Source organism: uncultured Sphingopyxis sp. (genome assembly GCF_900078365.1).
Taxonomy (GTDB): Bacteria; Pseudomonadota; Alphaproteobacteria; order Sphingomonadales; family Sphingomonadaceae; genus Sphingopyxis.
On the sequence record NZ_LT598653.1, the window covers coordinates 3,203,802 to 3,225,992 of the forward strand.

The 22,191-nt window shown below is 67.4% G+C and carries 22 protein-coding genes and 1 pseudogene; 12 read left to right on the plus strand and 11 right to left on the minus strand.

Going from position 1 to position 22,191, the window contains the following annotated elements; genetic code table 11:
* Positions 1-5: 5 nt before the first annotated feature.
* Positions 6-623 (minus strand): sigma-70 family RNA polymerase sigma factor, encoded by a 618-nt coding sequence (locus QZL87_RS14870; protein ID WP_295320823.1) that lies wholly within the window; start codon positions 621-623, stop codon positions 6-8.
* Positions 624-864: 241 nt separating this feature from the next.
* On the opposite strand from QZL87_RS14870, the gene QZL87_RS14875 reads away from it, so the two are divergent.
* The 4 genes from QZL87_RS14875 to QZL87_RS14890 all read left to right on the plus strand — a co-directional run bounded on the left by QZL87_RS14875 (position 865) and on the right by QZL87_RS14890 (position 3,876).
* Positions 865-1,095 (plus strand): NepR family anti-sigma factor, encoded by a 231-nt coding sequence (locus QZL87_RS14875; RefSeq protein ID WP_295320825.1) that lies wholly within the window; start codon positions 865-867, stop codon positions 1,093-1,095.
* The gene (locus tag QZL87_RS14880) at positions 1,095-1,730 is read left to right on the plus strand and encodes a sigma-70 family RNA polymerase sigma factor (protein ID WP_295320827.1); all 636 of its coding nucleotides are present in this window, start codon (positions 1,095-1,097) and stop codon (positions 1,728-1,730) included. The genes QZL87_RS14875 and QZL87_RS14880 overlap by 1 nt, the downstream gene beginning before the upstream one ends.
* Before the next feature lie 173 nt (positions 1,731-1,903).
* On the plus strand, positions 1,904-3,079 hold the full coding sequence (locus QZL87_RS14885; protein ID WP_295320829.1) for a PQQ-dependent sugar dehydrogenase: 1,176 nt from the start codon (positions 1,904-1,906) through the stop codon (positions 3,077-3,079).
* Positions 3,080-3,126: 47 nt separating this feature from the next.
* The gene (locus QZL87_RS14890; protein WP_295320831.1) at positions 3,127-3,876 is read left to right on the plus strand and encodes an alpha/beta fold hydrolase; all 750 of its coding nucleotides are present in this window, start codon (positions 3,127-3,129) and stop codon (positions 3,874-3,876) included.
* A gap of 142 nt (positions 3,877-4,018) precedes the next feature.
* Here the strand turns inward: QZL87_RS14890 and QZL87_RS14895 are convergent, their stop codons facing one another.
* Entirely contained in the window at positions 4,019-4,537 is a 519-nt protein-coding gene (locus tag QZL87_RS14895) for a GNAT family N-acetyltransferase (RefSeq protein ID WP_295320833.1), read from the minus strand.
* Between the two features lie 248 nt (positions 4,538-4,785).
* Here QZL87_RS14895 and QZL87_RS14900 point away from each other — a divergent pair, with 248 nt between their 5' ends.
* Positions 4,786-5,250 (plus strand): Rrf2 family transcriptional regulator, encoded by a 465-nt coding sequence (locus QZL87_RS14900; RefSeq protein ID WP_295320835.1) that lies wholly within the window; start codon positions 4,786-4,788, stop codon positions 5,248-5,250.
* Positions 5,243-5,938 (plus strand): class I SAM-dependent methyltransferase, encoded by a 696-nt coding sequence (locus tag QZL87_RS14905; protein ID WP_295320837.1) that lies wholly within the window; start codon positions 5,243-5,245, stop codon positions 5,936-5,938. The genes QZL87_RS14900 and QZL87_RS14905 overlap by 8 nt, the downstream gene beginning before the upstream one ends.
* Positions 5,939-6,128: 190 nt before the next feature.
* Here the strand turns inward: QZL87_RS14905 and QZL87_RS14910 are convergent, their stop codons facing one another.
* The 3 genes from QZL87_RS14910 to QZL87_RS14920 all read right to left on the minus strand — a co-directional run bounded on the left by QZL87_RS14910 (position 6,129) and on the right by QZL87_RS14920 (position 8,401).
* Positions 6,129-6,611 (minus strand): GNAT family N-acetyltransferase, encoded by a 483-nt coding sequence (locus tag QZL87_RS14910; protein ID WP_295320840.1) that lies wholly within the window; start codon positions 6,609-6,611, stop codon positions 6,129-6,131.
* A complete protein-coding gene (locus QZL87_RS14915) occupies positions 6,608-6,997 on the minus strand; it encodes an acyl-CoA thioesterase (protein ID WP_295320842.1) in 390 nt (129 codons plus the stop codon). Before QZL87_RS14915 ends, QZL87_RS14910 begins: the two co-directional genes overlap by 4 nt.
* Before the next feature lie 153 nt (positions 6,998-7,150).
* Complete coding sequence (locus tag QZL87_RS14920) at positions 7,151-8,401, minus strand: threonine ammonia-lyase (RefSeq protein WP_295320844.1); 1,251 nt, start codon at positions 8,399-8,401, stop codon at positions 7,151-7,153.
* Between the two features lie 223 nt (positions 8,402-8,624).
* On the opposite strand from QZL87_RS14920, the gene QZL87_RS14925 reads away from it, so the two are divergent.
* The 4 genes from QZL87_RS14925 to QZL87_RS14940 all read left to right on the plus strand — a co-directional run bounded on the left by QZL87_RS14925 (position 8,625) and on the right by QZL87_RS14940 (position 13,853).
* Complete coding sequence (locus tag QZL87_RS14925; RefSeq protein ID WP_295320847.1) at positions 8,625-9,503, plus strand: NAD(P)-dependent oxidoreductase; 879 nt, start codon at positions 8,625-8,627, stop codon at positions 9,501-9,503.
* 170 nt (positions 9,504-9,673) lie between these two features.
* Positions 9,674-11,332 carry an amidohydrolase family protein gene (locus QZL87_RS14930; RefSeq protein ID WP_295320850.1) on the plus strand — a complete coding sequence of 553 codons (1,659 nt, stop codon included), beginning with the start codon at positions 9,674-9,676 and terminating at the stop codon, positions 11,330-11,332.
* Entirely contained in the window at positions 11,322-12,587 is a 1,266-nt protein-coding gene (locus QZL87_RS14935; RefSeq protein WP_295320852.1) for an FAD-dependent oxidoreductase, read from the plus strand. Before QZL87_RS14930 ends, QZL87_RS14935 begins: the two co-directional genes overlap by 11 nt.
* A 117-nt stretch (positions 12,588-12,704) precedes the next feature.
* Positions 12,705-13,853: an alpha-hydroxy acid oxidase gene (locus QZL87_RS14940; RefSeq protein ID WP_295320855.1), complete on the plus strand. Its 1,149-nt coding sequence runs from the start codon at positions 12,705-12,707 to the stop codon at positions 13,851-13,853.
* 48 nt (positions 13,854-13,901) lie between these two features.
* On the opposite strand, the gene QZL87_RS14945 is transcribed toward QZL87_RS14940, so the two are convergent.
* Together QZL87_RS14945 and QZL87_RS14950 are read right to left on the minus strand one after the other, a co-directional pair.
* Positions 13,902-14,633: a TorF family putative porin gene (locus QZL87_RS14945; protein WP_295320858.1), complete on the minus strand. Its 732-nt coding sequence runs from the start codon at positions 14,631-14,633 to the stop codon at positions 13,902-13,904.
* A gap of 235 nt (positions 14,634-14,868) precedes the next feature.
* Positions 14,869-15,621, minus strand: coding sequence for a TorF family putative porin (locus QZL87_RS14950; RefSeq protein WP_295320860.1), 753 nt, complete (start codon positions 15,619-15,621; stop codon positions 14,869-14,871).
* A gap of 192 nt (positions 15,622-15,813) precedes the next feature.
* Here QZL87_RS14950 and ispG point away from each other — a divergent pair.
* Positions 15,814-17,033: pseudogene (ispG, locus tag QZL87_RS14955) on the plus strand (flavodoxin-dependent (E)-4-hydroxy-3-methylbut-2-enyl-diphosphate synthase).
* 235 nt (positions 17,034-17,268) lie between these two features.
* Positions 17,269-17,748, plus strand: a complete 480-nt coding sequence (locus QZL87_RS14960) for a GNAT family N-acetyltransferase (protein WP_295320862.1) — start codon at positions 17,269-17,271, stop codon at positions 17,746-17,748.
* Between the two features lie 100 nt (positions 17,749-17,848).
* Here the strand turns inward: QZL87_RS14960 and QZL87_RS14965 are convergent, their stop codons facing one another.
* The 4 genes from QZL87_RS14965 to QZL87_RS14980 all read right to left on the minus strand — a co-directional run bounded on the left by QZL87_RS14965 (position 17,849) and on the right by QZL87_RS14980 (position 22,059).
* Entirely contained in the window at positions 17,849-18,937 is a 1,089-nt protein-coding gene (locus QZL87_RS14965) for a S41 family peptidase (RefSeq protein ID WP_295320865.1), read from the minus strand.
* 79 nt (positions 18,938-19,016) lie between these two features.
* Entirely contained in the window at positions 19,017-19,214 is a 198-nt protein-coding gene (locus QZL87_RS14970) for a hypothetical protein (RefSeq protein ID WP_295320867.1), read from the minus strand.
* A complete protein-coding gene (locus QZL87_RS14975) occupies positions 19,202-20,359 on the minus strand; it encodes an acyltransferase family protein (protein WP_295320870.1) in 1,158 nt (385 codons plus the stop codon). The genes QZL87_RS14970 and QZL87_RS14975 overlap by 13 nt, the downstream gene beginning before the upstream one ends.
* A gap of 182 nt (positions 20,360-20,541) precedes the next feature.
* A complete protein-coding gene (locus tag QZL87_RS14980) occupies positions 20,542-22,059 on the minus strand; it encodes a carboxyl transferase domain-containing protein (protein WP_295320873.1) in 1,518 nt (505 codons plus the stop codon).
* Positions 22,060-22,191 lie beyond the last annotated feature (132 nt).

The following is a 22,191-nucleotide window of genomic DNA, read 5'->3' on the forward strand; positions in this document are numbered from 1 at the left end:
CAACCTCAATCCGGCGAAGACCCGTTCGCCGTCAGCTGGTCGACATTCTCCATGATCGACCGGAACGCTTCGCTCGACGGTATCTCGTCGGTGCTGCGCCGCGGCATCTCGCCGCTTTCGAGGATCGCCTGGAGCGCAGCGCGGCCGCGCGACACGCGGCTTTTCATCGTGCCGACCGCGCAGCCGCAGATCGCCGCGCCTTCCTCATAGGATAATTGTCCCGCGCCGATCAGCACCAGCGCCTCGCGCTGATCGACGGGCAGCATCAAGAGCGCGCGCTGCACGTCGGCGAGGTGCAGACTGTCGTCCTGGTCGTCGGGCGCGACGAGCAGCCGCTCGGCCGCCAACTCGTCATAGTCGGCGGTGAATTTCTTGCGCCGCATCTGCGACAGGAAACAGTTGCGCAGGATGACGAAGGCCCAGCTCTTCATGCTCGCGGGACCCGGGATATATTGCGCGCGCGCCTTCCACGCCTTCAGCATCGTTTCCTGCACCAGATCGTCGGCGAGGTCGGCGTTGCCCGTCAGGCTGCGCCCGAACGCGCGCAGATGCGGCAACATCGCGGCGAGCTCGCGCTTGAAGCTGGCGTCGTCGAGCGGCTGGGGCGTCTGGTCGCTAGTCACACAATCCTGATCGGTTGGGCGCCCTGAAGCGCCGCTGAATGGAGGACAGGCTTAGCGGGTTGAATCCATTATGGGAACCGAAAGCGCATTGCGGGCCCCTGGCTCCGATCCCGAAACCGCCCCGTCGCCCGCACCCTGCTGTGCTTTTGCGGCAACACCATTCGTCGAAAAAACCAGTGGCGGGGGAACCAGCGCCCCTTTTCCTCGTTGCTCCCGCATGGCTACGCAAGGCAATGACAGGATGAACGGAAAGGGCACTCTCCCGCCCGGCGCCGATGCGCCGCGCCGCGACCGGGGAAGCTTCCCCGGCACCTATGGCGACCAGTGGCATCGCACGCTGACCGGGCGGCAGGCGCCCGAGCCGGTCAGCGCCAAGCTGCGCATGATCTATGGCAATATCGTTTCCGAACAACTGCCCGACAACATGCTCGACCTCCTGTCCCAGCTCGATCAGAAAAGCCCGAAGCAATAATGACCCGAACCCCCGCCGCTGCGTCGCAGCCGCAGGCCGACACCCTGTCGGACAGCGAATTCAAGGCGTTGCTCGCCGGCGTCATTCCGCATCTGCGCGCCTATGGCCGCAGCCTGTCGGGCAATCCGGACCTCGCCGACGACCTGACGCAGGACACGATGGTCAAGGCGTGGGCGTCGCGCGACCGTTTCGAGCGCGGCACGTCGATCAAGGCGTGGACCTTCGTCATCCTGCGCAACACCTTCCTGTCGCAGATGCGGCGCAACAAGTTCGTCGGCGAATATGACGAAACCGCGGTCGAGCGTACCATGTCGACCCCCGCGAATCAGGAAGACAGCGGCGAAATGGCCGACCTTCAGCGCGGCCTCATGGAATTGCCGCAGGACCAGCGCGAGGCGCTGATCCTCGTCGGCGCGGGCGGCATGTCCTACGAAGAGGCGGCGAGCATCTGCGACTGCGCGCTCGGGACGATGAAAAGCCGCGTGTCGCGCGCCCGCGCCGCGCTCGAGGAGATCATGAACAGCGGCCAATTCTCGCAGAAGCGCGCCGATGCGCCGCCGTCGAGCGAAGCGGTCGACGCGATCATGGACAGCGTCGAGACGATCACCGCGCGGCGCGAGGCGGCGAACCGTTAGCACGTCGTCGCCCCCGCGAAGGCGGGGGCCGCTGGCGGTTTATGCCACCCCGCCGAGCAAGGCCTCTGGCTGCCCCCGCCTTCGCGGGGGCGACGGATAAATCACATCTCTCGACAACGAGTGGCCGTCGCGGCAAAACGACGCGTCCTTCCCCAGCAAAGCGAGCCTCCCCGATGAAGAACCTGCCCCCCCTCGCCCTGATCGCCGCGCTCGCCGTCGCCGCCTGCTCGGCGCCCGCCACGACCGAGGCCGCCCCGGCCAACACGGCGAAGCTCGATGCGTCGGGCGCACACCCCGCGACCCCGCTCGCCGACGCGCCCTTCACCGTGCGGGAGATCGCGGATTTCAAAGAGCCCTGGGCGATGACCTTCGTCCCCGGCACCCGCGCCGCGCTGATCACCGAGCGGGCGGGCAAACTCAAACTCTGGCAGGAAAATGGCCCGACGCAGGATGTCGCGGGCGTGCCCGCCGTCGCTTATGGCGGCCAGGGCGGTTTCGGCGACGTGATCGTCGCGCCCGATTTCGCTGCGAGCGGCACCATTTACCTCAGCTGGGTCGAAGCGGGCAGCGGCGACACCGCCGGCGCCGTCGTCGGCAAGGCGAAGCTCGTTCAGGGCGCGGCGCCGCGGATCGAGGGGTTAGAGATCATCTGGAAACAATATCCCAAGGTGACGGGCCGCGGCCATTATTCGCACCGCCTCGCCTTCTCGCCCGACGGCAAATATCTCTTCATCGGGTCGGGCGAGCGGCAGAAATTTGATCCCGCGCAGGATATGAACGCGAATCTCGGCAAGATCGTCCGCCTCAACGCCGACGGCAGCGTCCCCGCGGATAACCCCTTTGCGGATCAGGGCGGCGTGACGGCGCAAATCTGGTCGCTCGGCCACCGCAATATCCTCGGCCTCGCTTTCGACAGCACCGGCAAGCTCTGGAATCAGGAAATGGGGCCGAAGGGCGGCGACGAGGTCAATCTCGTCGCGGCGAAAGCCAATTACGGCTATCCGATCGTTTCGAACGGCGACCATTATGACGGCAAGGACATTCCCGACCATGTGACGCGCCCCGAATATGCGGCGCCGAAGCTGTGGTGGAATCCCTCGGTCTCGCCCGCCGGGCTCGCCTTCTATGACGGCGACCTTTATCCCGGCTGGAAGAACAGCCTGCTGATGGGCGCGCTCTCCGGTGAAGGCCTCATCCGCATGGGCATCGACGGCGAGACGCTGCACAAGTCCGACCGGTGGGATTTCCGCCAGCGCATCCGCGAGGTCGAGGTGCGCGACGACGGCTCGGTCTGGCTGCTCACCGACGGCGAGGACGGCAAGCTGGTGAAGCTCGTCCCGAAGAAGTAGCGGCCCGCCGGCTTTCGCCGCGGCGCGACTATCCCTATATCCCCCTCATGATCCGCGGCTTCCTCACCCGGCGCGCCGAATGGCCCGCGCGTGTCCCCGATCCCGACGCGCCGCCGCCGCTGAAATTGCTGTGGCGCGAGGTCGGATCGCTGGCGCGCGCGATCGGCGGGCGCATCCGGCCGCTGCCCCCCGAACCCAATCCCGACAGCGAACATCCGCCGGTGATGGTGCTCCCCGGCTTTCTGTCGGGTGACTGGGCGACCAAGGCCCTGCGCGCCGACCTTCGCCGCGCGGGCTTTCGCTGCTATGCCTGGGGCCTCGGCTTCAACCGCGGCGCGACCGCCGACATCATCGAGCGGATCGACACCCGCGTCCAGTGGATCATCGACCGCACGGGCTATGCCCCCGCGCTCGTCGGCTGGAGTCTGGGCGGCATCTACGCCCGCGAATATGCCAAGCATCATCCGGACAGGGTCGCGCGCGTGGTGACGCTCGGCTCGCCTTTCTCGGGCAGCCGCCGCGCCAACCGCGCGTGGCGCCTCTATCATCTGATCGCGCGCCATCCGGTCGACAATCCGCCGATCGACTTCCACCCCGCGCCGCGCCCCGAAATGCCGACCTTCGCGCTGTGGTCGAAGCATGACGGCGTCGTCGCGGTGAACAGCGCGCGCGGCCTTCCCCACGAAAGCGACCGGCAGGTCGAGGTCGATTGCGGCCATATGGGCTTCGCCTATGCCCCCACCTCGGTCGCGGCGATCGTCAAGGCGCTGACCGAAGAGGTCGGGGCAGACGAGTAAATCCTCCCTGTCGCGAAGCCATGGGGAGGGGGACCGCTCGCGAAGCGAGTGGTGGAGGGGCCGCGACGTCGCGCCATCGCCCCTCCGTCAGCGGCTACGCCACTGCCACCTCCCCATCGCTTCGCGACAGGGAGGAGCATATTCAGCACACATCGATGCGCCAGGCCGGCGCGGCGCGCCACGTCATCAGCATCCGCCCCGGCCGCTTGCCCGGTCGCCCCGTCGACACGAAGCCGATACGGCGCAGCAGCGCGCGCGATCGTTCGTTGTCGGGATGGCATTCGGCGACGATCGTCGAGCCCGGCCGCGATGCGGCGAGCGCCTCGACCACCGCGCGTACCGCCTCGGTCGCGACCCCCTTGCCCCTCACGCGCGCCGCGAACCAGTAACCGATCTCATATTCGCCGCCCGGCCGGCGATGGACGCCGATCACGCCGTTGAGGTCGAGGCCGCTTGCGTCGCGCACCGCGTGAAAGACGTCGCCGCCGCCCGACCCCGCGATCAGCGCACGGGCGTCGGCTTCGGTGAAGGGGGCGGGCAGGAAATGCACGCGCGAGGTCACCGTCTCGTCGGTGATCGCGGCGAGCGCGCGCGCATCGTCGGCCAGCAGCGGCGTGATACGGCAATGGTCGGTCGACAGGGCAAGCAGAGTATCGGTCATGTCGCGTCTTCTTTTCAAAAGCGCGCGCCGCGACCGGGTGGTGTGATGATGTGATGACAACCATTCGCCTTCCGGACACGGCGGCGATGGTCACAGGTGATGCCATGCCGCTCCTATGTAAAGGAGCGCCAATACGCCTTGAATCGGGTGGATCGGTCGTTGGTCATCGCCGACGTGGCTAACCGCTCCGGCGACGCCGGTCAATCCCGCGCCTTGACGATGTCGTTTCACGCACTATTTAAAGTTACATGAAACGCGACAGCCGACTCTCGGGCGTACTCCACGTCCTCCTCCACATGGCCGAACAGGGCGCGCCGATGACGTCGGAGCAGCTCGCGAAGGCGATGCAAACGCACGCGGTCGTCATCCGCCGCATCCTCGGCGGCCTTCGCGATGCGGGTTTCGTCCACAGCGAAAAAGGGCATGGCGGCGGCTGGACGATCGCGAAGCCCCTCACCGACATCACGATGCGCGACGTCTATGACGCGATCGGCCGCCCGAGCCTGATGGCGATGGGCAACCGCACCGAGGCGCCCGGCTGCCTCGTCGAGCAGGCGGTCAACGCCGCGCTCGACACCAGCTTTCGGGAGGCCGAAGCGCTGCTCCTCGCGCGCTTCGGCGAAGTGACGCTCGCCGCCCTCGCCGCCGATTTCCACGCGCGCATGGCCGCGCGATCCACCTCCCCCACGATACAGGAGCAACTCCATGGCTGAAGGCGCCCAGCATTTCCTCGACAGCTTCAAGGATCCCGCGGCGGTCGCACGCTACACCGAAGGGCCGCGCCGCTTCGTCCCCGGCCTCGACAGCCTCCACCGCATGACCGGGCTGTTGCTCGCCGAGCGCGTGCCGGCGGGCGCGCATATCCTCGTCCTCGGCGCCGGCGGCGGCAGCGAGATGAAGGCGATGGCCGAGGCGCATCCCGGCTGGCGCTTCACCGGCGTCGATCCCGCGGGACCGATGCTCGACCTTGCCGCCGAGGTCATGGGCGCGAACGCGCACCGCGCCGACCTGATCGAAGGCCTTATCGACGACGCCCCCGCGGGCCCCTTCGACGGCGCGACCTGCCTGCTCACGCTTCACTTTCTGGACACCGAAGAGCGTATCCGCACCGCCGCCGAGATTCGCAAGCGGCTGAAACCCGGTGCGCCCTTCGTCGCCGCGCACGGCAGCTTCCCGCAGGGCGCCGACGAACGCGACCGCTGGCTCGACCGCTACGCCGCCTTCGCTATCGCCTCGGGCGGCGACCCCGACCAGGTCACCAAGGGCCGCGAGGCGGTCGCCGCCCATGTCGCGATGCTCAGCCCCGAAGCCGACGAGGCGGTGCTCCGCGCCGCGGGCTTCACCGGCGTCGAACAATTCTACGCCGCCTTCACCTGGCGCGGCTGGGTGGGCTATGCGTGACGGTGGTTTCGGCCGGGAGCGGACGAAGCGCGATTGCTCTCTCCCCTTCAGGGGAGAGATACGCAGGCTTGCCGGTTTTACCGGCTAGCCGCAGTTGAGAGGGGCATGAACCGCTTCGGCCTCCTCTCCCAACCCTCTCCCCTGAAGGGGAGAGGGCTAGGGCAGTTCTCCACCCCGAAACCGCCTACCCCTAAATCGCGCGGAACATCACCAGCGCATCGACGAACCCCCCGGTCGGATGCGCGAACGCGCCGGGCAGAAGGCCGACGGCCTCGAACCCCAGCGACCGCCACAGCCCGATCGCGCGGACATTGGTGCCGACAACGAAGTTGAACTGCATCGCGCGAAAGCCGCGTGCCTTCGCATGGTCGATCGAATGGAGGCCCATCGCCCGCGCGACCCCGCGCCCGGTCGCCGCCGCGCTCGTCATATAGCCCGCGTTGCAGACATGCGCGCCGCCGCCCGCCTGATTGGCGCGCAGATAATAGGTGCCGAGGATGGTGCCGCCCGCTTCGGCAACGAACACCTCCTTGTCGGCCCCGAACCAATAGGCGAGCGCGTCGCCCTCGCGCATGTCGCGGTCGAGCGCATAGGTTTCGCCGGCGCGGATCACCGGTTCGATGATCGCCCAGACCGCGGCGGCATCGGCTTGCGTGGCGGGCCGGATGATCATTGGAACGGCGCGAGTATCGCGTCGGTCACGCGCAGCGGCCGCCCGCTCGCCTTGTCGAGCAGCGCCCATACCGTCCGCGCCCGCACATGGACCTTGCCGTACGCACCGGTGAATTCCATGAAGCGGTCGAACTTCGCGCCCTGCGGCTTGTCGGCGACCCAGGTCCGCGCGGTCACCGTCTCGCCGGGGCCGAGCGCGCGCAGATAATCGATCTCGTGGCGCACCACGACCCAGATATAGGCGTCCTTGTGCGCCTCAGGCGCTGCAGCCTCCCAATGGCCGGTCGCGACCTGCTGGATCCACTGGACCCAGACCGCATTATTGACATGGCCGAGTTCGTCGATGGCGTCGGGGGTGGCGGTGAGTTGGAGGGTGAATTCTTTCATTGGTGGGCCATAGCAAGCCCCTCCCCTTCAGGGGAGGGGTTGGGGTGGGGGCTGTCGGCGTGGCGCAAGGCCGATGGCCCCCACCCCGCTCGACTAAGGCCCGGCTACGCCGAGCCAAGTCTCACTACCCCTCCCCTGAAGGGGAGGGGTAAATTACGCCAATTCCACCGTCGTCACCATATAGCCCGCATCGCGGAGCGAGGCGACGAGGCTGTCGAGATGCTCGCGGTCGCGCGCCTCGCACTCGATGTCGGTGATCAGCCCCTTGGCGGGCAAGGTCGTGAAGATGCGCTGGTGATAGATTTCGATGATGTTGACCTGCTTCTCGTCGAACAGCTTCATCACCTTGAACAGCGCCCCCGGCCGGTCCTGCAAGCGGATGCGCAGCCGTGCGATGCGCCCCGACCGCGCGAGATCGCGCAGCAGCACATTCGCGAGCAGCCGCGTGTCGATATTGCCGCCGGTGAGCACGAGACCGACCTTGCGCCCCGCGAACTCCTCGGGATGCGCAAGCATCGCCGCGAGCCCCGCGGCGCCCGCGCCCTCGACCACCGTCTTTTCGATCTGAAGCAGCAGGCTCACCGCCCGCTCGAGATGCCGTTCGGCGACGAGCACGATATCGTCGTTGAGTTCGGCGACGATCTTGCGCGTATAGGCGCCGGGTTCCTTCACCGCGATGCCCTCGGCGAGCGTGTCGCCCTCGCACGCCATATCGACGCCGTTGAGTTCGGCATACATCGACGGATAAAGTTCGGCCTGCACACCGATCAGCCGCATGTCGTTCTTGATCCCGCGCGCCGCGGTCCCCATGCCGGTGAGCAGCCCGCCGCCGCCGATCGGCACGATCATCGTGTCGAGTTCGGGCACATCCTCGAGCATTTCGAGCGCGACCGTTCCCTGCCCCGCGGCGATATGCGGGTGATCGAACGGATGGACGAAGGTCAGCCCGCGCTCTTTCTCGAGCACGCGCGCGTGCGCCGAGGCGTCGTCGAACTTCTCGCCGAACAGCACGATTCCGGCGCCGTGGCTCGCGGTCTGCGACACCTTCACCTGCGGCGTCGTCTTGGGCATCACGATCGTCACCGGCACGCCGAGGCGCTTGCCATGATAGGCGAGCCCCTGCGCATGATTGCCCGCCGACGCCGCGATCACGCCGCGCGCCTTGGCTTCGTCGCTGAGGAGGAGAAGCGCGTTGAGCGCCCCGCGCTCTTTATACGCCGCGGTGAATTGCAGATTCTCGAACTTCAGCCACACTTCGGCGCCGACCAGTTGGGACAGGGTCTGCGAATGCAGCGTCGGCGTGCGCACGACCGCGCCGTTAATTCGCCCCGCCGCCGCGCGCACATCGTCCAATGTGATCGCCGGAAAATCGGCGGCGGGGGTCAGGGTGAGGTGATCGGTCATAGAGTGCGGCCCTAACGGCATGAAAGCCACAGGGGAAGGCCTTCTTACGCCCTCCCCTTCAGGGGAGGGCAGCGAGACTTGGGAGCTCGCTCCCTAGTCGCAGCGGGTGGGGGCCATCGGCCTTGCGCAAGGCCGATGGCCCCCAACCCCAACCCCTCCCCTGAAGGGGAGGGGCTTGATGCGCACCTAGCGCGGCACCCAAACCGCCGTTATGAACCCCGCCATGAGCGAACAGAAATTGCGCATCAGCTTCATCGGCACCGGCGTCATGGGCGGACCGATGGCGGGGCATCTCGCGAAAGCGGGGCACGACCTCACCGTCTATAATCGCACAAGATCGAAGGCCGACGTCTGGGTCGCGGCGCATGGCGGAACCGCGGCATCGACCCCGGCGGAGGCCGCGGAGGACGCCGATGTCGTTCTCACCTGTGTCGGCAACGACGACGATCTCGCGCAGGTCACGCTCGGACGCGACGGCGCGTTCAAGGCGATGAAAAAGGGCGCGCTGTTCGTCGATCACACCACCGTTTCGGCGCGCATCGCGCGCCAGCTCTCGGTCGAGGCCGACGGGCTCGGCCTCCTCTGCCTCGACGCCCCGGTCTCGGGCGGCGAGGCGGGCGCACAGAACGGCACGCTCTCGATCATGTGCGGCGGCAGCGTCGAAGCCTTTGCCGCCGCCGCGCCGGTGATGCAGGCCTATGCCGCGCGCATGGTCCATATCGGCGGACCCGGCGCGGGGCAGACGACCAAGATGGTTAACCAGATCGCGATCGCGGGCGTGGTCCAGGGCCTCTCCGAAGCGCTGCGCTTCGCGCAGGCGTCGAAGCTCGACACCGACAAGGTGTTCGAAGCGGTGTCGGGCGGCGCGGCGGCGAGCTGGCAGATGCTCAACCGCTGGGATACGATGGCGAAGGACGAATTCGACTTCGGCTTCGCGGTCGACTGGATGCGCAAGGACCTCGGCCTCGCGCTCGACGAAGCGCGCGTCAACGGCGCGACCTTGCCCGTCGCCAGCCTCGTCGACCAATTTTACGCGGACGTGCAAAAGGCCGGCGGCGGCCGCAAGGATACGAGCTCGCTCGTGACGAGGCTGCCGAAGTGAGGCGCGCGTGCAAAAATCATCCCCTCCCGCAGGCGGGAGGGGCAGCGAAACTTGGTCCGGCGAAGCCGGGCCTAGTTGCAGCGGGGTGGGCAAGCTGCCTTCGCCTCCTGCCCACCCCGCTGCGACTAGCCAGCAAGCTGGCAAGTCTCGCTGCCCCTCCCGCCTGCGGGATGGGATTGCTGGCCCTTCTCGCCCTCACCCTCGCCGCCCCCGCGCACGCCGACACGCTGATCGACAATGTCAACGGCATCACGCTCGACAAGGACGGCAAGCTCGTCCGCTTCACCGGGCTCGTCATCGATACCGAGGGCAAGGTGAAGCAGCTGCTCGGCCGCAAGGACAAGCGCCCCGAACGCCCCGATTTCAAGCAGGACGGCAAGGGCAAGACCCTCATCCCCGGGCTGATCGACGCGCACGGCCATGTCATGGGGCTCGGTTTCAAGCTGATGCTTCTCGACCTGTCGGGCACCGGCAGCCTCGCCGAAGCGCAGGCGGCGATCCGCAAATATGCCGCCGAAAATCCCGAAATGCCGTGGATCATCGGGTCGGGGTGGAATCAGGAGAAATGGGGCCTCGGCCGCTTCCCGACCGCCGCCGATCTCGACGCCGCCGTGCCGGACCGCCCCGTCTGGCTCGAACGCGTCGACGGCCACGCCGGCTGGGCGAACAGCGCGGCGATGGCGGCGGCGAAAATCACCCCCGCGAGCAAGTCGCCCGAGGGTGGCCGCATCGAAATGGCGGGCGGCAAGCCGAGCGGCGTCTTCGTCGACGCCGCGATGCGCCTGATCGACGGCGCCAAGCCCAAGCCGCTCGCGCGCGACCTCGACCGCGCGCTGTATCTGGCGCAGCAGAAATTGCTCGAACAGGGGATCACGACGATCGCCGACATGGGCACGACGATCGAGGAATGGCAGGCCTATCGCCGCGCAGGCGACAAGAAGCAGCTCGCGGTGCGCATCCTCTCCTATGGCGGCGACATCGACAATATGGCGATCATCGCCGGGTCCGAACCGACACCGTGGCTCTACGACGACCGGCTGCGCATGGTCGGGGTGAAGCTCTATCTCGACGGCGCGCTGGGTTCGCGCGGCGCGTGGTTGAAGGCGCCTTATGCCGACGCGCCGGGACAGAAGGGGCTTCCCCTCCTCACCCCCGCGCAGCTGCGCAACAAGATGGTGCGCGCGTCGATGGACAAGTTTCAGGTCGCGATCCACGCGATCGGCGATGCGGCGAATGCCGAGGCGCTCGCCGCCATCGCCGACCTCACCGCCGACCTGCCCGGCGAGCGCCGCTGGCGCATCGAACATGCGCAGATCATTGACCCCGCCGACATCGCGCGCTTCGCCGAGCTCAAGGTCGTCGCCTCGATGCAGCCGATCCACCAACCATCGGACCGCCTCATGGCCGAAGCGCGCCTCGGCCCAGACCGCCTCAAGGGCGCCTATGCGTGGCGCAGCCTCCAGAATGCGGGCGTCCGCCTCGCCTTCGGTTCGGACGTGCCGGTCGAAAGCGCCAACCCCTTCCCCGGCATCGCCGCCGCCATCTCGCGCACCGATGCCAAGGGCGAACCCTTCGGCGGCTGGCGCCCGGAGGAAGCGGTCAGCCGCGAGACCGCGCTCGACGGCTTCACCCGCACCGCGGCCTATGCGGGATTTGCGGAAGACCGCATCGGCACGCTGATGCCGGGGATGCGCGCCGATTTCCTGATCGTCGACGCCGACCCGATGCTCGCGAGCCCCGACGAGATCCGCCGCATGGCGCCGCTCGAAACCTGGGTCGGCGGCTATCGCTATTACAAGCAGAAGGAAGGCGCGACCGTTGGCCGATAGTCCTTCGCGCCGCGCGCTGCTGACCGGCCTCGCGGCGCTGCCCGTCGCGGCGAGCGCGGCGGCGGCCGAGCGCAAGGAGCGCCGCTCGAAAAAGCGCAAGCCGCCCAAGCCCAAGGTCCAGCATGTCGATGTCGCGATCATCGGCGCCGGCGTCTTCGGCGCGTGGACCGCGTGGCATCTCCTCCGCGCGGGCAAGTCGGTGCGCCTCTTCGACGCCTATGGCGCGGGCAACGCGCGCAGCTCGTCGGGCGGAGCGAGCCGCGTCATCCGCATGGGTTATGGCGCCGACACCCTCTATTCGGAGATGGCGCGCGAATCGCTCGAATATTGGAAAGAGCTTTCCGACAGCGCGAGCGCGCCGATCTTCCACAACACCGGCGTGCTCTGGTTCGCGCCGCAGGGCGAGGCCTACACCCAACAGTCGCTCGCCTGGCTGCAGGCGAACCGCGTGCGCCACGAGCATGGCGACGTCAGCTGGCTCCAGAACAAATATCGCCAGATCCAATTCTATCAGGGCGAGACGGGCATCCTCGAGACCGAGGCGGGCGCGCTGATCGCCGCGCGCGGCGTGCAGGAACTGATCGCCGACGCCCAGATCGAGGTCGAACGCGTCGTCATGCCCGCGCCGCTCTTCTCGAAGCGGACGAAGCGCCACACGCTCCCCGACGGCGGCACCGCCGATCATCTCGTCTATGCCGCGGGCCCGTGGATCGCCGAACTCTTCCCGCAGCAACTGATGAACAAGATCGTCGCGACGCGGCAGGAAGTCTATCATTTCGGCGCGCCGCAAGGCGACACGCGCTTCGCCCCGCCCGAGCTTCCCGTCTGGGCCGATTTCAACAACGGCCGCATCGTTTACGGCATCCCCGACCTCGAAGGCGCGGGGTTCAAGATCGCGTTCGACACGCACGGTCCGGCGATCGACCCCGACACGCTCGAACGCCAGCTCACCCCGGCGGGCATCGCCGAAGCGCGCGCCTATGTCGCGCGGCGTTTCCCCGGTCTCGCGGGCGCCCCGCTGCTCGGCGGGCGCGTCTGCCAATATGAGAACAGCTCGAACGGCGACTATCTGATCGACCGCCTGCCCGGGCAGGAACGCGTCTGGCTCGTCGGCGGCGGGTCGGGACACGGCTTCAAGAACGGCCCCGCGGTGGGAAAGCGCGTCGCGGCGCATATCCTCGACGAGGATCTCGCGGTCGAACCGCGCTTCAGCTTCGCGACCAAGGGGACCGTCGCGGCGCGGACGGTGTTCTGATGGACCCCCGCCCCCTCATTCGTCATCCCGGCGAAGGCCGGGATCTCGCCGGTGCGGCAAAACGAGAGGGTGAGATCCCGGCCTTCGCCGGGATGACGATTTGAAAGGGGAGCAAGCGTGCGCCTGACCGACTGCCACAATATCGACGACTTCCGCGCGCTCGCGAAGCGCCGCCTGCCGTGGCCGGTGTTCGACTATATCGACGGCGCCGCCGACGACGAGGTCACGCGCCGCCGCAACCGCGCGGCGTTCGACGGCTGCGACCTCATCCCGCGCGTGCTCGCCGGCGTCGAAAGTGTCGACATGAAGACGACGCTGTTCGGGCGCGAGATCGCGATGCCGCTCTTCCTCGCGCCGACCGCGCTCCAGCGCCTCTTCCACTGGCAGGGCGAGCGCGCCGTCCTCCGCGCCGCCGCCAATGCCGGCACCGTCGCGGGCATTTCGAGCCTCGCGACGATCGGCCTCGCCGAAGCGGGCGCGCTGACCACCGGTCCCAAGCTGTTCCAGCTCTATGTCCATCACGACGAGGGGCTCAACCAGGCGATGCTCGACGCCGCGCGCGCGGCGCAATTCGATGCCGTCGCGCTCACCGTGGACACCATCGTCGGCGGCAACCGCGAACGCTGCCTGCGCTCGGGCTTCACCTCGCCGCCGCGCTTCACGGCGCGCAACATGCTCTCCTACGCCGCCAAACCCAGCTGGGGGCTCAACTATGTGCTGCGCGAGAAATTCAGCCTGCCCAACCTTGCCACGCATGTGTCCGAAGGATCGAGCGTGCCCAGGTCGGTCGCCGAATATTTCACCTCGATGCTCGACCAGAGCCTCGACTGGAAGCGCGCCGAGGCGATCCGCAAAAAGTGGGACGGCCCCTTCTGCCTGAAAGGGATCGTCGCGGTCGAGGATGCGAAGCGCGCCGCCGACATCGGCGCCACCGCAATTATGGTGTCGAACCACGGCGGACGCCAGCTCGACGGCAGCATCGCCCCCTTCGACGCGCTCGCCGCAATCGTCGATGCCGTGGGCGACAGGGTCGAAGTGATCTGCGACGGCGGCATCACGCGCGGCACGCATGTGCTGAAGGCGCTGTCGGTCGGCGCCAAAGCCTGTTCGGGCGGCCGCCTCTATCTCTACGCGCTCGCCGCGGCGGGCGAGGATGGCGTGAGCCGCGCAGTCGCCCTGCTCCGCGCCGAGATCGAGCGCGGCATGAAGCTGATGGGCGCAAGGTCGCTGGCCGACCTCTCGCGCGCCAATCTGCGCTGGCATTGAATCCGGAAAGCGGGGCGGCCTCCCCCTGAGACCGCCCCGGCGCCGGCGTCAGAAGGAGACGCCGAGTGTGAAGATCACGGCGCCGTCGGCGCCGACCGATTCCTTGTAGCCAAAGGCCTTGGGGGCATCGGTGTTGACATAGGCGACGCTGCCGGTGAGCATCTTGTAGCTCGCCGACACGCCGACCGAATAATCGATGACTTCACCGTCGGCGCCGCCCAGGAAGCTGTCGCTCTTTGCAAAGCCGATATGGCCGTTCAGCGTGAAGGGCGTGCTGGGGATCGCGACGCCGGCGTCGGTATAGATATAGACGCCGCTGTCGTCGCCGAGCGAATCCTGGCCGCCCGGCGCCCAGGCGATGCCGGTCTTGATCGAAGCCGGGCCGAGGTCGCCCGAGACCGAGAAATAAGGCTCGATGACCGAACTGTTCGACGTGCCGGGATAAAGATAGAGGGTCGCGCCGATGTCGGCGGTCAGGCCCGGGGCGACCTCGGTCGAATAGCCGCCGAAAACATCGATTTCGGTGCCGTTGGCAAAGCCGATGCTCGATCCCCAGGTGCCGACGTAAAGGCCGCTGTCGTGGCTGATGCTGAAGCCGCCCTGGATCGCGGCCTCTTCGTTCGACTGGCTGAAGCCGCGAAAGCGATAGTCGCTGACGACGGTGGCATTGCCGCTGATGGTGATGCCGTCGCTGGCTTCTTCTTCCTGGGCGAAAGCGGGGGTGGACATCGCCGTCGCGGCGACAAGCGCGCCGATGCACGCGCGTACGAGAGTTTTCATGGACAGATCCCTGTTGGTTGATGGATCGTCCCTGCCTGCCGCACGGCTGCCGGCCTCTTTTCGGGTCTGGTCCCGTCGTGCGTGCGTCGATCTTCACCAGATTGGTGCGGCGCACAAACGAAAAAGCCGCATCCGCCGCGTTAAAACGGCGCGATGCGACTTTTGTGCAACAGGTGATTAGGAATATATGCGCGCCGCGAAATTATATTATGCGGAATCGCACGCCTGCGCGCGATCAGAAGGAAAGGCCGAGCGTAAACACGACCGTCGGGTCGTAAAGCGTATCGATTGCCTTCACCCCCGTCTTCTTGATGTCGGTGTCGATATAGCGCGCCGAAAGCGTCGCCGGGCCGACGACATAGGAGGCGCCGAGCGACCAGTCGACATAATCGCCTGCGGGCGCGGTCAGCGCAAGCGAGCCGTCGGAATAGCCGACCCCGGCGTGGACCGTGACCGGAGTATTGGGGATGCCCGACGCGAGGCCGAGGTTATAATACCAGCCGTCGCCCTTCGACCGCTGCGCGGGCGCATAGGCGATGGTCCCGGTCGCCGACAGCGGCCCGATGTCGTGCGACAGCTTGCCGCTGAACTCGACATAATCGGCGGGCCCGGCCCAGCTCCGGTTGCCGGGATAGCTGTACCAGATCACCCCGGCATCGACCGAGGTGCCGGGCGCGATCTCGGTCGCATAGCCGCCGTACAGGTCGAGTTCGAACTTCCCCGACAGCGGACTGTCGGGCATCGTCGAGCCCCAGACGCCGACGTAAAAGCCGCTTTGGTGGCTGAGCGTCAGCGTCGGTTGCAGCGCGATTTCCTCATCCGACAGCGAAAGGCCGCGGAAACGATAGTCGCTGACGACCGCGACCTCGCCCGACAGCGAAAACGGGCTACCGCCGCCCGCGATCGGATCATCCTGGGCGAAAGCGGGGGCCGACATGGCTGCGGCCGCGAGCGAAAGGCCAGCGCCGGCCGTGTCGAAAAAACGCATCAATAGTCTCTCATGTCTGGCGGGAAATCGCCGATCGCGACGCGTGGAGCAACAAAGCCTCCGCCGCATATCCGCCCAGCATAGGGCCGCGGCCGCTCCGCCACAAGCCGCCCGCCGCCGCTTGGCTTTGCCAAGCCGCCCCGGCCCCGCTAAAGAGCGGCGCATATCTCCCTATCTGTCGAGCCACTAGCGATGAGCGATCACAATCCCGGCCTGCGCCCCTGGCGCGATATTGCACGACGCGAATGCCGCCAGATCATGGTCGGCGACGTCCCGGTCGGCGGCGGCGCGCCGATCAGCGTCCAGACGATGACCAATACGCTGACGTCCGACGCCGCCGCGACGATCGATCAGATCCGCCGCTGCGAGGACGCCGGCGCCGACCTGATCCGCGTCTCGTGCCCCGATACCGATTCGACCGCGGCGCTGGGGAAGATCGTCCGCGCGGCACGCATCCCGATCATCGCCGACATCCATTTCCACTATAAGCGCGCGCTCGAAGCCGCCGACGCGGGCGCCGCGTGCCTGCGCATCAACCCCGGCAACATGGGCGGCGGCAGGCCACTTCGATCATCTGGGCGAAGTTGTCGTCGCGCCGCATCAACCCCGGCAACATCGGCTCCTCCGAACGCGTCGGCGAGGTCGTGCGCGCCGCGAAGGCGAATGGCTGCGCGATCCGCATCGGCGTCAACGCCGGCAGCCTTGAGAAAGACCTGCTCGAAAAATATGGCGAGCCCTGCCCCGAGGCGCTCGTCGAAAGCGCGCTCGACCATATCAAGCTGCTGCAGGACCACGACTTCCACGAATATAAGGTCGCGGTAAAGGCGAGCGACGTCTTCCTCGCGGTCGCCGCCTATGCGCAGCTCGCCGACGCGGTCGATTGCCCGCTGCACCTCGGCATCACCGAGGCGGGCGGGCTGATCGGCGGCACGGTCAAGTCGGCGCTCGGCATCGGCAACCTCCTCTGGGCCGGCATCGGCGACACGATCCGCGTCAGCCTCTCGGCCGAACCCGAAGAGGAAATCCGCGTCGGCTATGAAATCCTGAAATCGCTCGGCCTCAGAACCCGCGGCGTCCGCGTCGTCTCCTGCCCCAGTTGCGCGCGGCAGGGCTTCGACGTCATCCGCACCGTGCAGGCGCTCGAGGAGGCGCTCCAGCACATCAAGACCCCGATGTCGCTCTCGGTATTGGGGTGCGTCGTCAACGGCCCCGGCGAAGCGCGCGAGACCGACATCGGCATCACCGGCGGCGGCAACGGCAAGCATATGGTGTTCTTGTCGGGGGTCACCGACCATCATGTCGAGGACGCCGACATGATCGCGCACATCGTCAAGCTCGTCGAAGCCAAGGCGGCCGAGATCGAGGCGGGCAGCGCGGTGAGCATGGATACGCTCCACGGCAAGGCGGCATGACGCAGGCCAGCATTGAAGCGACCCTTCCGAGGCCGTCGCCTTTGGGGTGGATTTGAGACATTCCCTTCCCTTTTAGGGAGGGGTTAGGGGTGGGTGCGCGAGCGAAGCGAGCCCACAAAGAACGCCGCCTTCGGCGGCTACCCACCCCCAACCCCTCCCTAAAAGGGAGGGGAGAGGGAAGGCCCGCTACCGGTCGAAATTTGACAGCCGGCCTCCGACTGGACACAGCGCGCGCATGACCGTTGCCATCCGCCCTGCCGCGCCCGCCGACCTGCCCCTCATCGCGCGGTTCATCCGCGACCTCGCCGCCTATGAAAAGCTCGCGCACGAGGTCCGCTTCGACGAAGCGAAGCTCGGCGAAAAACTCTTCGGCGCGCGCCCCTATGCCGAGGTTCTGATCGGCGAGATCGGCGGCGAAGCGCAGGGTTTCGCGCTCTTCTTCCACAATTTCTCGACCTTCGAGGGACGCCCCGGCCTCTATCTCGAGGATTTGTTCGTCCGCCCCGAAGCGCGCGGCTCGGGGCTCGGCAAGGCGCTGCTCGCGCATCTCGCCAAGCTTTGCGTCGAGCGTGATTGCGCGCGGCTCGAATGGTCGGTGCTCGACTGGAACACGCCCTCGATCGGCTTCTATAAAAGTCTCGGCGCGAAGCTGATGGACGAATGGACCGTGATGCGGGTGGACGGCGAAGCGCTCATCAAACTCGCATCTCAATAGTCGTCACCCCGGACTTGATCCGGGGTCCCGCTTCAACCTCGGAAAGCGGGATGCCGGATCAAGTCCGGCATGACGAAGAGAGGGGTTTTCGCGTGCCCGCCTATTTCGCCCCCCTCGCTTTGCGCCGCTCCATCGGCCAGCTCGGCATATGCGCGTCGGACAGCCGCTTCGCCTCGGCGGGCGCGACGCCGAGTTCGGTGAGCGCACGCTCCAACGCCTCGGCCGGCGGGACCGCGATGTCGGGCAGAACCCCTTCGCCCTCCCAATCCTTGCCCGTCACCGGATCATAGGTACGCCCGACCGGGATGAAGGCGCCATAGCCGCCGCCCAGATCCTCGCCGCGCCCGAAATGATTGGCGCCCGCGGTCGGCGCACCCACAAGGACCCCGCGCCCCGTATGCTTCATCGCCAGCGCGAAATGCTCGGCCGCCGAGGCGCTCGCGCCCGAGGTCAGCACATAGATTTTGGCGTCGCGCAGCCGCTTATCCGCGTTCGGCGTCGCCCAATGCTCGCGCGCGACCATGCCCGCATCGCCCTTCGCCATCCGCATCGAGGCGATGCCCGCGATCGGCGATCCGCCCTCGGCATCGACCGACGCGCGCGTCGCCATCGTCACCAGCCGCGTTTCCTTGCCGAACAGCCAGGGGAAGATGACGTCCATCTGGTCGAGCCCGCCGCCATTATGCGTGCGGATGTCGAAGATAATCGCCTTGGCATCGGCATGGTCGACCATGAACTTCGCGGCTTCGGCGGTCACCGCATCGTCCATCGGAAAGACGTTGAAGCGGACGAAAGCGATCCCCGGCGCGATCCAGCCCGCCTGCTCGACCGGCACCTTCGGCGGGCGGCGCACCGGTGCGGCGCCGCCCGGTGCGGGCGGGGTCGCTTCGGGCACGCGCAGCCGCAAATGCCCGTCGGGCGCAACCGCGTTCACGTCGCTGTCGATCGCCGCGCCCAGCGCCTCGCCGGAGAGCCCCTTGTAACGCCCCGCCGCAATGGCGGCACGGATCGCGTCGGCATATTTCTTGCCCGTTTCGGGGTAGAGATAATCGCGTTCGAGCAGCGCGGCATATGCCTCGGCGACCGCATCGGCACTGACATCATCCGCCGCCATCGCGGACGGCGGTGCAAATGTCGGTCCGGCGACCATCGCGGCTGCCATCAACAGGGCGGGCAATAGGCGAATCATTCCTGTCTCCATTCCAGCCCCGGCCGGTTGGAGGTGTATCACGTACGCAACACAGATCAACTACATTTGTAGTCGATTGCTATTTCTTGCGCGCGAACCAGACCAGCACCACGCCGACCACCGCCACCACGACGCCATTTCGCGTCCATGTCGTATCGCCGAGCATGAAACTGCTCGCCGGCCAGCGAACGATGTCGAGCCCCTGCAGCGCCCACAGTCCGCCGACGAGGATCATCGCCACGCCGACGATCGCCAATATGCCCTTCAACGCACCCATGCCGCTCTCCCCTCCTTGCGCTGCAGTCCGATCAGCGGCCGCAGCCAGCCGATGCTGCGCCCGATCGCATAGAAAAGCCAGCATCCGAGCGCGGTCGCGACGAGCAGGATCAGGAAGGAGGGCAGTGCCGTGACACCGGCTTGCAGCAGATACCAGCCGACGACGACGATGATCGTCTGATGGATGATGTAGAAGGGAAACACCGCCTCGGCGAGCATCGCGCGCTTCGGATGGTCGCGGTTCCACCAGCGATCGGCGGCCCCGACGAGCGCGACGATCGCCGCCCAGCCCTGCACCAGCCGCGCGACATGGAACAGGATGACCGCCCAGCCAGGCGCGCGCGTGTCGCCGGGCCAAGTCCACTCGGTCCAGGCGACCGGCAGGAAGGCGAGGACCGCCAGCAAAGCCGCCGCCTTCCAGCAGCGCGCGACACTCTCGAACAGCGCCGGCCGCGCGCGCAGCAGCCAGCCCACCCCGAAGGCCATCAGATAATGGAGATGCGACGGACCGTCGTCGAACAGCGCATGCGTCTCGTCATGACCCGGAAAGGCCGCATAGATTGCGAGCCACCCGAGCATCGGCACGATCAGCAGCCCCCAGCCGCGCAGCAGCTGCGCCGCTCCGCCGGCAAACCGCCCGCGCGCCGCGGCCGGAACGAGGGCGAGCAGCAGCGCCGCGAGCATCGTATAGACCCACAGATAGACGACGAACCACAAATGCTGCCACGTCGGCAGCACAATCCCGTCGAGCGTGCCGAAACGAAAATAGTCCGAGGTCCAGAAGGCGCCGAGACCCTTGGCATAGCCGTGCTGCGTCACCAGTTCGATCCACGGCTGCGGCGGGATGACGACCACGACCCCGAAGAGGAGCGGGATCAGCAGCCGCGCGCTCCGCGACTTCGCGAACGCCCCCGCCCCGCCGAGCTTTCCGGCCAGCGCCGCGCTCGCATAGCCCGACACGAGGAACAGCAAAGGCAGGCGCCAGCCGTTGGTCGCATACATCGGGATCGCGACCCAGTCGATCACCGGGTCGATCTTCACATGCCAGCCCCACGGCCCGAAATACATGCCGATATGATAGAGGATGAGCAGCGCGAACGCCCCGATCCTGAGCCAGTCCATGCCGAGATGGCGTTGCGTGGGCATGATCCCTCCCAAACCCTCCCCTCCCGCCTGCGGGAGGGGCAACGAGGCTTGCCAGCTTGCTGGCTAGCCGCAGTGGGGTGGGCTGGCAACGCTGCCCCACATGCCCACCCCGCTGCGACTAGGGCCTGCTGCGCAGCCCCAAGTCTCGCTGCCCCTCCCGCAAGCGGGAGGGGATGGCCGGTCTATTTCAGCACCCGCCAGGCCAATTCCGCGAACTCGCAAAGCAAGGGCCGCGTATCCCGCGGATCGATAATATCCTCGACCCCATATTTCTCCGCCGTCCGGAACGGCGAGCGCACGCGGTTGAGCCGCTCGCGGATCGCCTCCAGATGCGCCGCCGGATCATCCGCGGCTTCGAGCTCGCTCTTGTACGCGACCTCGACCCCGCCCTCGATCGGCAGGCTGCCCCAGTCGCCCGACGGCCAGGCGAAGCGATACTGGAAACGCTCGGCGTTCGACATCGCGCTCCCCGCGATCCCGTAGGCGCGCCGCACCACGACCGAGGCGAGCGGCACCGTCGCGCGATAGATCGCGTTCATCGCCTGCACGCCGTAGCGGATCGTCCCCGTGCGCTCGGCCTCGCCGCCGATCATGAAGCCCGGATTGTCGACCAGATGGACGATCGGCAACCGGAACTGGTCGGCGAGCTTGACGAACCGCTCGGCCTTCTCGCTCGTCTTCGCGTCCCACGACCCGCCGAGATAGGAGGGGTCGCTCGCCAGCACCGCGACCGGCCAGCCGTCGAGCCGCGCGAACGCCGTGATCGCCGCCCGCCCCCAGCGCGCGCCCATTTCGAAAACGCTGCCCTGGTCGAACACCGCCGAGCAGATGCGCCGCATCGAATAGACCTGCTTCGCCTCGCGCGGCACGATCGACAGCAAGGCTTCGTCGCGGCGGCTCACCGGATCGCTGCATTCGGTGCGAAGCGCGCGGTCGTGGATCGACGAGGGCAGATAGGACAGGAACCGCCGCGCCGCCGCGAAGGCTTCGGTCTCGCTCGTGACCTCGTCGTCAACGACGCCGTTGCGCGTATGCACGTCGCTGCCGCCAAGCTCCTCACGATCGAGCGTGTCGCCGATCGCCGCCGCGACCGCGGGCCCCGCCGCGAACAGCTGCGACAGCCCGCGCACCATCACGCTGTAATGGCTCGCGACGACGCGCGCCGCGCCCAGCCCCGCGGTCGGCCCGAGCGCGAGCGCCACCACCGGCACAGTGTCGAGGTTGGCGATGATCTCGTGCCAGCCCGGCACGTGCGGGATATAGGTATAGCCCATATCCTCCAGCGTCTTGACCGACCCGCCGCCGCCGGTGCCGTCGATCATGCGGATCAGCGGCAGGCGATATTCATGCGCCATCGCCTCGCATTGCACGAACTTCCTGTGCAGCGCCGCGTCGGCCGCGCCGCCGCGCACGGTGAAATCGTCGGCCGACGCGACGACCGGCCGCCCCTCGATATTTGCGCGCCCGAAGATGAAATTGCTCGCGGCGAGGTCCTCGAGTTCGCCATCGGCGCCATAGGTCCCGCGCCCCGCGATCTTGCCGATCTCGCGAAAGCTCCCCGCATCGACGATTCCCGCGAGGCGCGCCCGCGCGTCCATCTTGCCGCGGCCGTGCTGGCGCGCGACCTTTTCCGCACCGCCCATCTTCTCAGCCATCGCGCGGCGCGCGGCGAGTTCTTCAATTTCCTTTTTCCAGCTCATGGCGCGAAAGCTAGCTTACGTTGACGGAAACGTCATTCCCCTTTTCTCCCCTCCCATATACGGGAGGGGCAGCGAGACTTGGGCCTGCGCAGCAGGCGCTAGTCGCAGCGGGGTGGGCATCATGCGCGAACG

Bases quoted from the DNA above. Each gene is read 5' to 3' on its own strand.
- QZL87_RS14980 (WP_295320873.1), bottom strand. From the start codon at position 22,059: ATGAGCTGGAAAAAGGAAATTGAAGAACTCGCCGCGCGCCGCGCGATG.
- QZL87_RS14890 (WP_295320831.1), top strand. From the start codon at position 3,127: ATGATCCGCGGCTTCCTCACCCGGCGCGCCGAATGGCCCGCGCGTGTC.
- QZL87_RS14915 (WP_295320842.1), bottom strand. From the start codon at position 6,997: ATGAAAGAATTCACCCTCCAACTCACCGCCACCCCCGACGCCATCGAC.
- QZL87_RS14895 (WP_295320833.1), bottom strand. From the start codon at position 4,537: ATGACCGATACTCTGCTTGCCCTGTCGACCGACCATTGCCGTATCACG.
- QZL87_RS14875 (WP_295320825.1), top strand. From the start codon at position 865: ATGAACGGAAAGGGCACTCTCCCGCCCGGCGCCGATGCGCCGCGCCGC.
- QZL87_RS14945 (WP_295320858.1), bottom strand. From the start codon at position 14,633: ATGAAAACTCTCGTACGCGCGTGCATCGGCGCGCTTGTCGCCGCGACG.
- QZL87_RS14880 (WP_295320827.1), top strand. From the start codon at position 1,095: ATGACCCGAACCCCCGCCGCTGCGTCGCAGCCGCAGGCCGACACCCTG.
- QZL87_RS14930 (WP_295320850.1), top strand. From the start codon at position 9,674: ATGGGATTGCTGGCCCTTCTCGCCCTCACCCTCGCCGCCCCCGCGCAC.
- QZL87_RS14910 (WP_295320840.1), bottom strand. From the start codon at position 6,611: ATGATCATCCGGCCCGCCACGCAAGCCGATGCCGCCGCGGTCTGGGCG.
- QZL87_RS14975 (WP_295320870.1), bottom strand. From the start codon at position 20,359: ATGCCCACGCAACGCCATCTCGGCATGGACTGGCTCAGGATCGGGGCG.
- QZL87_RS14925 (WP_295320847.1), top strand. From the start codon at position 8,625: ATGAGCGAACAGAAATTGCGCATCAGCTTCATCGGCACCGGCGTCATG.
- QZL87_RS14965 (WP_295320865.1), bottom strand. From the start codon at position 18,937: ATGATTCGCCTATTGCCCGCCCTGTTGATGGCAGCCGCGATGGTCGCC.
- QZL87_RS14920 (WP_295320844.1), bottom strand. From the start codon at position 8,401: ATGACCGATCACCTCACCCTGACCCCCGCCGCCGATTTTCCGGCGATC.
- QZL87_RS14900 (WP_295320835.1), top strand. From the start codon at position 4,786: ATGAAACGCGACAGCCGACTCTCGGGCGTACTCCACGTCCTCCTCCAC.
- QZL87_RS14970 (WP_295320867.1), bottom strand. From the start codon at position 19,214: ATGGGTGCGTTGAAGGGCATATTGGCGATCGTCGGCGTGGCGATGATC.
- QZL87_RS14950 (WP_295320860.1), bottom strand. From the start codon at position 15,621: ATGCGTTTTTTCGACACGGCCGGCGCTGGCCTTTCGCTCGCGGCCGCA.
- QZL87_RS14885 (WP_295320829.1), top strand. From the start codon at position 1,904: ATGAAGAACCTGCCCCCCCTCGCCCTGATCGCCGCGCTCGCCGTCGCC.
- QZL87_RS14905 (WP_295320837.1), top strand. From the start codon at position 5,243: ATGGCTGAAGGCGCCCAGCATTTCCTCGACAGCTTCAAGGATCCCGCG.
- QZL87_RS14960 (WP_295320862.1), top strand. From the start codon at position 17,269: ATGACCGTTGCCATCCGCCCTGCCGCGCCCGCCGACCTGCCCCTCATC.